Genomic DNA, 12,533 nt, shown 5'->3' on the forward strand with positions numbered 1-12,533 from the left:
CGCCCTGCCCTCACGGGTTACGATGCCACCGTCACCTCCCACGCCTGCGAGGTATCGCGCGAGAGAAGATGCTTGCGAATGCGCTCCGAAGGCGTCGTTTCGAAACCTTCGGTGGCGCGATAGTAACGCGGGCGCTGGTAGCTGGCGAGTTTGTCGGCGGCCCATCGCGCGAGTACCGTCCAGTCCAGTGTCTGGCCGTCGCGGAACTGGACGTAAAGCATCACATCCTGCTCCCCGATGTCGCTTGCCACGCCGATGGCGGCACAGGCCACCACCGCCGGGTGTCGCGCAAACACACGCTCGATTTCCCAGGCCGACACGTTCTCGCCGCGCACCCGCATGCTGTCCGTGCGCCGGCCGATGAAGACCAGGCTGCCGTCGGGGCCACGCCGCGCACTGTCGCCCGTGAAAAGCTTGCCGTCGCGCAACGCCTTCGACGTGGCTTCCGGATTATCGAGATAGCCTGGCAGGAAGACGCCTTCCACGTCGCTCGACAGCACGATCTCACCGGGTTCGCCGTCGGGCACGGGCTGTCCCGCGTCGTCGAGCAACGCCAGCGTCAGCCACGGCAGGGCGTGGCCGATGGCACCCGGCACATCCGCGTCGTTGAGGGTGGCGAAGCTCGAGCACTCCGTCATCCCATAGCATTCGCGCAACGCGCATTGCAGCCGCTCTCGTGTGGCTTGCCAGGCGCTCGCCGACACGCCCGCGCCCCACGCCACGCGCAATGAGTTCTGCGCCGGCTGGGCCTCGCGCGGCAGTTGCATGAGGATGTCGAGGATGCCGCCGAGATAGTGCAGATGCGTGGCCTGCGCAGCGGCGCATTGCTGCCAGAAGCGGCTGGCCGAGAAACGCTCCACCACGTGCATCTCGACATCGGCGAGAAAGGGCAGCAGCAGCATCTGGGCACCGCCGATATGGCACAGCGGCTCCCACAGAAACAGCCGGTCGCCGTCGTGCGCGTCGGCCACGCGCAGCGCCGCCTCACTGGCGATGCGCATCATGCGGTGCGTGAACAGCACCCCCTTGGGCGCGCCGGTGGTGCCCGACGTGTAGATGATGCACAGCACCGACGCGGGCGTGAGCTCCGCCGCCGCCGGCGCGCTACCCATGTACGCCGCGGCCTGGGTCATGACGTCCGCGAGCCAGTGACGCACGACGCGTGTCCCGTGGTGCCCCGGCTGCTGTGCCGCGAGGGTGGCACCCGCGTCGAGCACGTCGGCGAAGGTCGGTTCGGCAATGAGCAGCGTCGGCTTGGCGTGGCCGAGCAGGTATTCGATACCGTCGCCCTTCAGGCGCGTGTTGACGGGCACCCACACCAGACCGGAAAGCATGAGCGCATAGATCAACGCCACCTGCGCCGCACTGTTGCCCAGCATCACCGCCACGCGGTCGCCCGGCACGAGGCCTTGCGCGGCAAGCCAGCCCTGCATGGCGCCCACGCGCGCGGCCATCTGGGCCCGGTCGATGGCTTCACCCTCGAACACGACGACCGGCTTGGCCGACGTGCCGTGGAGTCCTGCCAAGAGCAGCGGTACGACATCGAGCCGGTCGCCCTCGGCCCGCTGGGGAAAGTACTTCGTATAAGGATGCACGGAAGAAAACGTCTGCGCATTCACCGGCGCGACTCGGGCAACGTTGGACATGGACATACAGAGTTCCGCAGATATCAATAGCGCTTGCGTTTAAAGATCGACGACAGCCAGACGATGAACACCATCAGAAACACCAGCGAGGTCGCCACGGCAGCCAGCGTCGGCGTGACGGCCAACTGGATGTCGTCCCACATCTGCTTGGGTAGCGTGGTGTTGATGCCGCCAGACACGAAGATGGCGATGGTCAGGTCGTCGAACGACACGATGAAGGCGAACAGGAATGCCGATCCCAGGCTCGCCGCGAGCAACGGCAGCAACACGGTGCGCACGCGGGTAAAGGCCGATGCACCGAGCATCTTGGCGGCATCGTCGAGCCGCCAGTCGAAGCGCTTGAAGCTCGCCGAAAGCGTGACCACGACATAGGGAATCGCAAGCACCGTGTGGCCGATGACCAGACCGGCATTGGTGCCGGCGAGCCCCCAGCGCGCAAACAAATACAGCAAGCCGACGGCGACCACGATGCGCGGCACGATCAACGGTGCGATGAACATGGCGAACAGCGGCTTGCGCCACCGCGACGGCAGCCGCACGAGCGCCAGGCTGGCGCCGAAACCGAGGATGAGGGCAAGCGTCGCCGTGGCGAAGCCCACGCCGAGCGAGCGCAGCAACGCCGCCTGCCACACGCTCGACTCGATGAACGCCACAAACCATTTCACTGTGAAGAGTTGCGGGGGAAACGCCACGAACGACTGCTTGGTAAAGGCCAGCGGCACCACGAACGCAATTGGCAACACCAGGGCGAACACGACCGCCCCCGTGTACGCCTTGAGACCGAAGCCGCCCCCGGCCCGCGCGCGTCCGCCCGAGAGCGACACCTTGCCCGCGAGCCGCCCAATGGCGATGAGCATGGGCAACATGCGCCCACCGGTCCCCGCACGGCGTTCCGGCGCTTCGCCGGCGAGCGACGATAACCCCACGACGCGGTCGTACACGAAGAACACGACAATCGAGCACAGCAGCAGCACGCTCGAGAGCGCGCCGGCAAAGCGCAGGTCGAACAGATCGAGTACCGACGAGATGACGAGCTGCGCCACCATCGATTCGCGCGGCGAGCCAAGCAGTGCGGGCACGATAAAGAAGCCCAGGCTCGTGATGAAGACCAGCAACCCGGCCGCCGCCGCGCCCGCCCCGGACAGCGGCAGGAAAACGGTGAAGAAGCCCGTCGCGCGGTCGGCCCCGAGCGTTTGCGCCGCTTGCACCAGTTGCATGTTGATGCCGCGCATGATCGGCAACATCGTCATGACGGCGAGTGGCAGCATCGCGTGCACCATGCCGATCAGCACACCGGTGAGCGACGGCGCAAGCGTGCCCGCGCTATCGATCAGCCCGAGATGCGTGGCCACGACCGTGAGCAGGCCGGTCTTCGAGAGCAGCAGCATCCACGCATACGTCTTGACGAGATAACTGGTCCAGAACGGCAGCACGATCCATAGCAACCAGCGCTCACGCGAGCGCGCCGACAACCGCGCGAGCAGATACGCCACCGGATAACCGAGCAGGACAGAAAGCCCGGCGGTGAGAAACGCAATCCAGAACGTCGAAGCCAGCACTTTGATGTACACAGCCGAGTGCGTCATGCGGGCAAACTGAGCGACGGACAGCACGCCGTCGGCATCGTAGAGGCCGCCCTGCAGAATCTCGACGACCGGCACGATGAAGAACACCACGAGGAACAGCAACGCGGGCAAGGCCGGCAACCACCGGGCCACCTGTCGCGGCCAGGCAATACGAGGCCCCGCCTGAGGTAGGCGCTGAACAAGCCACATGACAAAAACTCCTGAAGCGGATGACGAGGGCGTTGACGAAATTTGCTCAGCGCGTGAGCAGCGTCGCACGGCCGTGATCCCACGCCAGTCCAACGCGCTCACCGACGCGCGGCGTCAGGTCGCGCGGGCAGCGCACGGTGAAGTCGGCCCCCTGCGCCCCATCGTTCCCGTGCCCCAGCGAGACAATGGCGCGCGTATCCGAGCCCACGAAAACGACCTGGCGAATCGTGCCGGCGAGCGCGCCGTCTTCGGGCGACGTCAGACGCGCCGCCTCCGGGCGCACCAGCAGACTGGCCTCTCCCGCCGCGGGCAAGTCGGGACTCGGGCCGATCGGCACCCAACGCTCGCCCACCCGTAGCGCAACACGGCCATCGTCCATGCGCTCGACCACGCCGTCGAGCAAATTGGAATGGCCGAGGAAATCCGCCGCGAAGCGCGTTGCCGGGCGGTCGTACAACTGTGTCGGCGTACCGATCTGCTCGATGCGCGCCTGATTCATCAGGCAAATGCGGTCGGACAGCGTGAGCGCCTCATCCTGATCGTGCGTGACGTAGATGAACGTCGCGCCCAACTCCTGGTGCAGACGCCGGATTTCCAGCTGCATGTGCTCGCGCAATTTCTTGTCGAGCGCGCCGAGCGGTTCGTCGAGCAAGATGATCGAGGGACGGAACGCGAAGCAACGGGCAAGCGCAATGCGCTGCTGCTGCCCACCCGACAACTCCGACGGCAGTCGCTGCGCGAACGCTTGCATCTTGACCATCGCGAGCGCGGCGTCGACGGCCGGCGCCAGTTCGGCGCGCGGCAGCTTGCGCATGCGCAAGCCGTACGCCACGTTGTCCCAGACCGTCATGTGCGGAAAGAGCGCGTAGCTCTGGAACACCATCCCGATGCCGCGCTTGCCGGGCGCTTCGTGCGTGGCGTCGCGCCCGTCGATGAGCAGTTGCCCGGCGCTCGGCTCGACCAGCCCCGAAATCATCTGCAACAGCGTGGTCTTGCCCGAACCTGACGGGCCGAGCAAGGTCAGAAATTCTCCCGCCGCGACCCGCAGGTCGGTCGGCAGGAGCGCGGGGGTCTCGCGATACGTCTTGGCAAGACCGATGGTTTCCAGTTTGGTACTCATAGTCGTCTCTTCCTGCTTCGCGGTGCTTGACGGCTTACGACAACAGCCATGCGTTGAAACGCTCGGTCGCCTTCGTACGGTTCTCGGCCCACCACTGCGGGCTTGGCAAACGCATGCCCTTCAAATTGGCCGGGGCCGTGGGCATCAACGGGGCGCGATCCTTCGGGATCGCGTCGAACGCCTTGAGGTTCGTCGGACCGTACGCAAGATCCTGGGTAATCAACGCCTGACGTGCCGGGTCGCCGCAGAACCGAACGAACTGCCGTGCGAATTCGGCGCGCGGCGTGCCCTTCGGAATGCCCCACCCTTCAATGGAATACAGCCCCTGGTTCCAGACGATCTTCACCGGCGCCTTGTTGTCGATGGCGGCCTGTGCGCGACCGTTCCACGTCGACATCATGTCGACGTCGCCGTTCTGGATCGCTTGCATGGCCTGCGCGCCAGACGTCCACCAAAGATCGATGTGCGGCTTGATCTTGTCGAGCGACTTGAAGGCGCGGTCGAGATCGAGCGGGTAGAGCTTGTCGATCGACACACCGTCGGCCATGAGCGCCTGCTCGAGCGTGTCGAGCGGGCTGCGGCGCAGCGAGCGGCGGCCCGGAAAGCGCTTTACGTCCCAGAAGTCCGCCCACGTCTGCGGCGCGTCTTTCGGGAATTTGTCGGTGCGGTAGGCCAGTACGGTCGAATACACGTCGACCCCCAGCCAGTCGGGCGTCACCGCCTCGGGCATGATGCCGGGGAAATCGGCGACCTTCATGCCGATGGGCTCGAGAAAGCCCTTCGACTCCAGATACGGAATGTCGGCGGAGAGCGTGAGCGTCGTCACATCCCACACGAAGTTCTTCGTCTGCACCATCGCGGCGAACTGCGCCACCGGCTGCGAATCGCGCGCCACGCTCACCACCTTGATGCCGGTGGCTTTCTCGAACGGATCGTAGAACGCGCGGCGGTACGCCGTCGTGTACGGGCCGCCCGGATCGGAGACGATCAATTGGCGTGCCTGGGCATACGCCGTGCGCGATGCGGCCAACGGCAAAGCACCTGCCAGCGCGGCGGTGCCGGCCATCTGCAGAAGGCGGCGACGGGACGGGTTTTGCGGGTCGTGCGAATGTGACATTAGAAACTCCGCTAGCGTGTGGACAGACGCGGTGCGCATGCCCTGTTATGGTTGCCGCCCGGCAATGCTGAGCACAATGCCGAGCGGCGCGACGTGATTGAACAGTGGACGGAAGCGCTCAGGCCTTCGCTGTCTCGGCCTTGGCCGCGCGCTTGGCAAAGAACGCCGCCATCATGCGTGCCGGCTCGCCCGATTCATACGACTCGCGTTGAATGCGCATACCGGCTGCGATGGCATCCTGGAACGTCCCTTCGGTCATCTCGCGAAAGCGCTGCTTGTCCAGGCGCATGGCCACCGGCGGCTTTTCGGCCAGCTCGGAGGCGATCTCCAGGGCCTTCTCGAACACCTTCTCCTCCGGTACGAGGTGATGAATCAAGCCGAGGCGGTGGCACTCGTCAGCTTCCATCAGACGGCCGGTGAGCGTGAGTTCGATGGTGCGCGACAGGCCGAGCATGTGATTCATGATCCACGGGCCGGTCGTGCTGGCGATCCCGGCGTTGATCTCCGGCTGCCCCATGCGCACGCCTGGATGGCCGACGCGAATATCGCCAAGCAGCGACACCTGGAAGGCCGAACCCGCTGCCGTACCGTTCAGCGCCATGACAAGCGGTTTCTTCAGGCTGCGAATCACGTCGTAATAGTGCTCCCAGCCCTTGATCCATTCGATGGCGGTGTCACCGTCGAAATGCTTTGCCTCGGCCAGATCCTGCCCCGCGGAGAAGGCGCGCCCCGCCCCGGTCATGATCACGGCGGCCACGCTGTCGTCGGTATTGAACCGCTCGAGCGCATCGATGATCAGTTCGCGCATGGCGATGGTCCAGGCGTTGAGCGCCTGCGGGCGGTTCAACGTAATCACCGCGACACGACCGACCTGCGTGAAAAGAACTTCCTGCTCCGATTGCTTTGCTGTCTCGCTCATTTGAACTCCAAGGGCACGCCACGCGTGGCATCACGCGGGCATTGAGATGACGATCATGCGATGAACGCATTTCTCACTAAACAGTTATCTCAGTGCAATAACTGTTATCTGAGAGAAATATAGTTATTTCAAAAAGATGGCGCAAGTCGAATCGCTTCGGGGTTTACCTCAGGGGGTTGCACCTCGGGAGCGAGGGGCGAAAAAAAACGGGCAGCCCGTGAGGACTGCCCGTCTTGCTGGCGTTGGCGTTGGCGCCGATGCGCCGTGTCACTGGCTCAGCGAGACCCCTTTTGCTTGCGAATGCGTCGGATGGCCTGCAATTGCGCCACAGCTTCCGTCAGCTCCGCTTGCGCCTTGGCGTAATCGATATTGCTCGCCTGGGTTTCGAGCACCGCCTTGGCCTCCTCGCGCGCGCGCTCGGCGCGGGCTTCATCAAGACTCTCGGCGCGGATGGCGGTGTCGGCCAGAATCGTCACCCGATTCGGCTGAATCTCGACGAAACCGCCTGCGATGTAAAGAAACGTATCGGTGCCGTCACTCGCCTCGATCCTCACCGTGCCGGGACGCACGCCCGTGAGCAGCGGCGTGTGCCCGGGGAGCACACCCAATTCGCCCGCTGTGCCGGGCACCGCGATGAAACGGGCCTCGCCCGAAAATATCGCCCGCTCGGTGCTCACCACGTCGACCTTGAGTAATGCCATGCCTTTCACTTCTCCCTGCGATGCCGCGGACATCGCTTAAATCGATTCGCTGTTCACGTTGCGTTGCGTCGCGCCAAGATATGGGTCGCCACGCATGGGTATCGCTTTCCTCTGGGGATGATGTTTTACGGACGCATCAGGCGGGCTCATAAGGGGGCTGGGGGACGGAATGGCATGCCCGCCGTCGGCATGTGTTGACGGGATGCCACACGTTGGCTGCGGATTCATGCTAACCGCATTGCGCTTGGCGAGGCAAGCTTGAGCGCAAGGCGCGCCAATGTGCCTGAAAGGCTGGGGGTGCAGGGCCGGCGCGGGTGCAATGCGCAGCGCGCGACGCGCGACTCGGCGCGCATAACGCATCGGATACCGATCAATTCGGCGGGGAATGCGGCATGCGCATTGCCCGTATCGCACCGGAAATGCATGGGTGTCCCGCGGCGCGGCCGGTCGGCCGCGATGGGGCAGATGGAGCACAAGCACCCGATGGGGTTAGAAATGCAGCCCGAAATATTCAGGTGCGCCGGCGAAGAGTTGTGTGCTCGATGCAGGATTGGACAGCGCGCGATGCCAGACGGTTTGATACAGGCCCGTCAGCCCGGCGTGAGGTCCGGTGACCATGCCGTCGTCGGATCGCATCACCCCGGCATTCCCCAGCATGCCGCCGAGTGTGCCGCCGCTCACGACAATCGGATCCGACGCCCAGACGCCTGCATCCGTGAACACATCGTGCCACGGGGCCGGCGCGACACCGACGAGTGCCGGCGGAGGGGCGCCTGGCGGTGCGAAGTCGGGCGCTCGGGCCGCACGCTTCATGCGTGCGGCCCTCGACAGCCGGACGCCATGCCGAGTGTGTGCGGCCGTGGTCTTCTTGCTCGCCGATACCCTCGCATGACGCAGGGTGCCCGACGGATTCGCGGCATGTGCCGATGCCGGTATCCAGAAGCAACACAGCCACGCCAGCGCTAGCATGGCGCCCATGAGGCGAAAGAGCGACTTCGTCATGACATCCTCGTCCACATCGTCTTCTGTCTGCGGTGAATCCCGCCTGTCCCGAGCGATTCAGAGCAACTTTCGGGCCACGAGCCACAACCCATTGATTCTTAGACACTTCCATTTCCGTGACATGCGCGTTGCCGCGGCGATACCCACGAATTGTTTCATTTCAGAAACATCCGATGGCTACGCGTGACACGTCCGCGTGCGATCGGCGCAGGCGATGCGGCAATCGCCGACTCGGGCCTCGGATGGCTCTGAAATCGTGGTGGCCCGCCGACGTGCCGAGCCGGTCTCTGGCACAATCGCTCATCGCCAGAAGCCGTGGTCGTCGACACACTGCGCGCACTTGCGCTGCCACGGTTCGACGCGCGGCACGGCCAACAGGAGTCAGCAATGTCCCAGTTCGATGTGGATCTTTTCGTGATCGGTGCCGGTTCGGGCGGTGTGCGCGCAGCACGCGTCGCGGCGCAATACGGCGCCCGTGTGAAAGTCGCGGAGGAGTTTCGCGTCGGCGGCACCTGCGTCATTCGCGGTTGTGTGCCGAAGAAGTTGCTCGTCTATGCGAGCCGTTTCGCCGACGAGTTCGAAGATGCCGCCGGTTTCGGCTGGCAAGTGCCCTCCCCCACGTTCGACTGGAAAACGCTCATTGCACGCAAGGACAGCGAAATCGCGCGGCTCGAAGGCATCTATCGAGCCAACCTCGAACGCGCGGGCGCCGAACTCGTCGAGGCGCGGGCCGTGGTCGAAGGTCCGAACACGGTCGTCCTGCCCGCCACGGGCGAGCGCATCACGGCGCGGCACATCCTGATCGCCACCGGGGGAAAACCGGCGGACCAGCCGCACTTCATTGGCCGCGAACATGCGATTTCGTCGAACGAAGTGTTCCATCTTGAATCGCTGCCCGAGCGCATCACGATCATCGGCGGCGGCTACATCGCGCTGGAGTTCGCGGGCATATTTGCCGGACTCGGCTCGAAGGTCACACTCGTGCATCGCGGCCCGCACCTGCTGCGCGGCTTCGACGACGACGTTCGCACCTCGCTCGAAGCCGCATACCGCGACCGCGGTATCGACATCCTCCTCGAGCGCACGGTGGCACGCGTCGACAAAGCGCCAGGCCAATTGCGTGTGACGATGTCCGACGGCAGCGCGCACGACACCAATGTGTTGCTCAGCGCGGCAGGACGCGTGCCTTACACGCAAGGTCTCGGCCTGGCCGCGAGCGGTGTGGCGCTCAATGAAAAGGGCGCGGTGATCGTCGATGAGTTCTCGCGCACCAACGTGCCGTCGATCTTCGCCGTGGGCGACGTCACCGACCGCGTCAACCTCACGCCGATGGCGATTCGCGAAGGACAGGCATTCGCCGACACGGTGTTCGGGGAACGCACGACACGCGTCGATCACAAGCGGATTCCGACGGCCGTGTTCAGCACGCCCGAGATCGGTGTGGTGGGTCTCACCGAGAGCGAAGCGCGCGCCGATTATGCACAGCTTCAGGTGTACAAAGCGTCGTTCCGGCCCCTCAAGGCAACGCTGTCAGGCCGTCAGGAAAGGGTGCTGATGAAACTGCTCGTTGACGGCGCCACCGACAAGATCGTCGGCGCCCACATGGTAGGCGATCACGCCGGCGAACAGGTGCAGTTGCTCGGCGTGGCCCTGACGATGGGCGCCACGAAGGCCGACTTCGACCGCACGCTGGCGGTACATCCGACCGCCGCCGAAGAATGGGTGACCATGCGAACGCCGGTCGCGTGATTCGCTGGCGCGTCGCGTAGGTTGTCCAAATCGCGGATGCGCGCGACGGTCCGTCGTGCGCATCAGAGGCTCTGATACCACACGCCAACGATGGCAATCGGCGTGAGCACGAGTAATAGCGCTCGCCACACAGGCACGAACCATTGCGCTCGCGTGCCGTCGAGTACGGTGCGCGCCGTTGGCCAAATCCGTACGCCGACGAAGCATGCTACGCACAACCCGCCCGCGGGCATCAGCAGATTGACAGTCGCATAGTCCATCAGCTCGAAAATCGTACGGTCGAAAATACGTATGTCCGACCACACACCGAACGACAATGCGGCGGGGGCACCGAAGGCAAACGTGGCCACCAGCACCGCCGCCACGGCCGGTCCGCGGCGCCATTGATATTCGTCGATGAGAAATGCGACGACCGGCTCGAACAGCGAAACGGCGGACGTGAGCGCTGCAAACAGGAGCAGCAGGAAGAATGCGATCGCCACGAGATGGCCGAATGGCATCTGCGCGAAAATGGCGGGCATCGTGATGAAGGTCAGACCAGGCCCTGCGTTGGGCGCCACTCCGAACGCGAACACCGCTGGCAGAATCATCAGCCCGGCGAGGCAGCAGGCCAGCGTCGCAAGCGTCGCCACCCAAACGGCCGAACCGGCCAGGCGTGCGTCTTTGGGCAGATAGGAGCCGTAGACCACGATCATGCCCGCGCCGAGCGACAACGAGAAGAACGCCAAACCCAGCGCTTCGAGCAGCGTGGCACCGGATATGACGGAAAAGTCCGGCGTCAGGAACCAGGCAACACCGGCCATCGCGCCCGGCAGGGTGAAGGCGCGCGCGATGACCAGCAGCATCAGCAGGAACAGCGCGGGCATGAGCCACTTGCCTGCCCGTTCGATGCCCTTTTGCACACCCGCGGCAACAATGACGGTCGTCAGCCCGAGAAAGACCCCCATGCTGGTCAGCGACGCGACCGGATCCGCGATGAACGCCGCGAATTCGCCAACCAGACGCTCGGTGTCGTTGGCCAGCACCGTGCCGGTCATGGCCCGGACGAGATACGCCACCGTCCAGCCACCCACGACGACGTAAAACGACAGAATCGCGAACGCGTTGAATGTCGCAATACGTCCGACCCAGGCCCAGCGGCGCCCGCCCAATTCACGCAGCGCCGTCGTGATCGACTTGCCCGTCAACCGGCCGATCGCCATTTCGGCAAGCAGCAGCCCGACGCCAAGCGTCAGCACGCAGCCCAGATATACCGCAAGGAACGCGCCACCGCCGTGCTTGCCCACCACGTAGGGGAATTTCCATACCGCGCCAAGTCCCACGGCAGAACCGGCCGCCGCGAGAATAAAGCCCAGCCGCGATCCCCAGGTGGCGCGGCCGGCGACGGCGAGCGCGTCGGGCGTGGCACACGCCGAGGCGACGGGCGGTACTACGGGCGTATCAGGCAAATGGGACACGGGGCTCCTCCGGAAACGGCCGTGCACGCCGTGTCAACCGGGGTCGACCTCAGCGCATCACGACACTTGTATGGAATGGCGTCAGGCAGATTACCGGCGTGGCACGGCATCGACGTCGGGACGATGCGACCCAGAAGTGCCAGCGCACAACACCATCAGGGTGGCCGGAGAGTCTACGCGGGAAAAGGTGCCGACCGAATTAGGAAAGCGCCCAAAATGATTGGCGACGCCGGAGAACGGGCGTTCCCGGCGCAAGGCACGTCAGTGGCCCAGTGCGACTTCGCCGGCCGACGCGGAGCGTGTGCCCGGCGTTGGCGGATTACTCTCGCCGCGATACGCAAACACGACGGAGAATTTCGTGGTATCGCCCTCGTTGCGCCCGGCCGCGTGGAACAGACCGCTGTGAAACAACACGACATCGCCCTGCGCCAGGGCCACCTGCCGACCCCGTGCGACGAGCGGCTGATTGTCGGGCTCGTCGGGACGCAGGAAGTCCAGCGAATCGAGCTGGTGCGGCTGGAGTTGTTCGCGATGCGACCCGGGGATGAAGCGTAGCGCACCGTTCTCACGCGTTTCCGGCCCCAACGCCAGCCACACGGAGATCAGCGAATTCTGCGGGAATGACCAATACCGAATATCGCGATGCCAACCGGTCGCCGTGCCGAAATGGGGATGTTTGGTCATCACGCAATTGTGATGCGCCAGCGTGAGCACTACATCCTCGCCAAAGATTTGCGCGAGCGACTCGACCAGATCCGGACGCGTTGCCCAGCGACGCAGCGCATCGCCACGATCGTAGGCCTTGAGCAGCCGACGAACGGTCTGGCCACCCTGCGCGTCACGCGATGCCGGTGCTCCTGCATAGCCCACATCGGCTTCGAACTCGAGCGGTAACGTGGCCGAGGCCAGTTGCGCTCGCGCGTCGGCCAGCATCGCCTCGCAGTCGGCCTGCGCCACATAGCGCGGGAGAATCAGATAACCGTCGTTACGGAAGGTTTCGAGTTGCGATGCGGTAAGCGCCATGATGGTCGGCGAAGCGGGCAAGTA

10 protein-coding genes are annotated in these 12,533 nt (G+C 64.7%); 1 reads left to right on the forward strand and 9 read right to left on the reverse strand.

The window, feature by feature from the left end; all coding sequences use genetic code 11:
• Positions 1-17: 17 nt before the first annotated feature.
• The 7 genes from PanNE5_RS19355 to PanNE5_RS19385 form a co-directional block, all read right to left on the reverse strand.
• The gene (locus PanNE5_RS19355) at positions 18-1,652 is read right to left on the reverse strand and encodes an AMP-binding protein (protein ID WP_261938658.1); all 1,635 of its coding nucleotides are present in this window, start codon (positions 1,650-1,652) and stop codon (positions 18-20) included.
• 17 nt (positions 1,653-1,669) lie between these two features.
• Positions 1,670-3,421: an ABC transporter permease subunit gene (locus PanNE5_RS19360; RefSeq protein ID WP_017234328.1), complete on the reverse strand. Its 1,752-nt coding sequence runs from the start codon at positions 3,419-3,421 to the stop codon at positions 1,670-1,672.
• Positions 3,422-3,467: 46 nt separating this feature from the next.
• Positions 3,468-4,541 (reverse strand): ABC transporter ATP-binding protein, encoded by a 1,074-nt coding sequence (locus PanNE5_RS19365; protein ID WP_017234327.1) that lies wholly within the window; start codon positions 4,539-4,541, stop codon positions 3,468-3,470.
• 34 nt (positions 4,542-4,575) lie between these two features.
• Complete coding sequence (locus PanNE5_RS19370) at positions 4,576-5,658, reverse strand: ABC transporter substrate-binding protein (protein ID WP_017234326.1); 1,083 nt, start codon at positions 5,656-5,658, stop codon at positions 4,576-4,578.
• A gap of 118 nt (positions 5,659-5,776) precedes the next feature.
• A complete protein-coding gene (locus tag PanNE5_RS19375) occupies positions 5,777-6,577 on the reverse strand; it encodes an enoyl-CoA hydratase/isomerase family protein (RefSeq protein WP_150563861.1) in 801 nt (266 codons plus the stop codon).
• Positions 6,578-6,852: 275 nt separating this feature from the next.
• Positions 6,853-7,278 carry a F0F1 ATP synthase subunit epsilon gene (locus PanNE5_RS19380; protein WP_026132016.1) on the reverse strand — a complete coding sequence of 142 codons (426 nt, stop codon included), beginning with the start codon at positions 7,276-7,278 and terminating at the stop codon, positions 6,853-6,855.
• 489 nt (positions 7,279-7,767) lie between these two features.
• Entirely contained in the window at positions 7,768-8,280 is a 513-nt protein-coding gene (locus PanNE5_RS19385; protein ID WP_261938659.1) for a hypothetical protein, read from the reverse strand.
• 387 nt (positions 8,281-8,667) lie between these two features.
• On the opposite strand from PanNE5_RS19385, the gene gor reads away from it, so the two are divergent.
• The gene (gor, locus tag PanNE5_RS19390) at positions 8,668-10,029 is read left to right on the forward strand and encodes a glutathione-disulfide reductase (RefSeq protein ID WP_261938660.1); all 1,362 of its coding nucleotides are present in this window, start codon (positions 8,668-8,670) and stop codon (positions 10,027-10,029) included.
• Between the two features lie 62 nt (positions 10,030-10,091).
• Here gor and PanNE5_RS19395 read toward each other — a convergent pair whose 3' ends face one another.
• Positions 10,092-11,486: a sodium-dependent transporter gene (locus PanNE5_RS19395; protein WP_261938661.1), complete on the reverse strand. Its 1,395-nt coding sequence runs from the start codon at positions 11,484-11,486 to the stop codon at positions 10,092-10,094.
• 261 nt (positions 11,487-11,747) lie between these two features.
• Positions 11,748-12,509, reverse strand: coding sequence for a phytanoyl-CoA dioxygenase family protein (locus tag PanNE5_RS19400; protein WP_039830415.1), 762 nt, complete (start codon positions 12,507-12,509; stop codon positions 11,748-11,750).
• Positions 12,510-12,533 lie beyond the last annotated feature (24 nt).

The organism is Pandoraea sp. NE5 (assembly GCF_024363545.1).
Taxonomy (GTDB): Bacteria; Pseudomonadota; Gammaproteobacteria; order Burkholderiales; family Burkholderiaceae; genus Pandoraea; species Pandoraea cepalis.

Excerpts from the sequence above, each read along its gene's own strand:
- PanNE5_RS19355 (WP_261938658.1), bottom strand. The coding sequence starts at position 1,652 with ATGTCCATGTCCAACGTTGCCCGAGTCGCGCCGGTGAATGCGCAGACG.
- PanNE5_RS19360 (WP_017234328.1), bottom strand. The coding sequence starts at position 3,421 with ATGTGGCTTGTTCAGCGCCTACCTCAGGCGGGGCCTCGTATTGCCTGG.
- PanNE5_RS19365 (WP_017234327.1), bottom strand. The coding sequence starts at position 4,541 with ATGAGTACCAAACTGGAAACCATCGGTCTTGCCAAGACGTATCGCGAG.
- PanNE5_RS19370 (WP_017234326.1), bottom strand. The coding sequence starts at position 5,658 with ATGTCACATTCGCACGACCCGCAAAACCCGTCCCGTCGCCGCCTTCTG.
- PanNE5_RS19375 (WP_150563861.1), bottom strand. The coding sequence starts at position 6,577 with ATGAGCGAGACAGCAAAGCAATCGGAGCAGGAAGTTCTTTTCACGCAG.
- PanNE5_RS19380 (WP_026132016.1), bottom strand. The coding sequence starts at position 7,278 with ATGGCATTACTCAAGGTCGACGTGGTGAGCACCGAGCGGGCGATATTT.
- PanNE5_RS19385 (WP_261938659.1), bottom strand. The coding sequence starts at position 8,280 with ATGACGAAGTCGCTCTTTCGCCTCATGGGCGCCATGCTAGCGCTGGCG.
- gor (WP_261938660.1), top strand. The coding sequence starts at position 8,668 with ATGTCCCAGTTCGATGTGGATCTTTTCGTGATCGGTGCCGGTTCGGGC.
- PanNE5_RS19400 (WP_039830415.1), bottom strand. The coding sequence starts at position 12,509 with ATGGCGCTTACCGCATCGCAACTCGAAACCTTCCGTAACGACGGTTAT.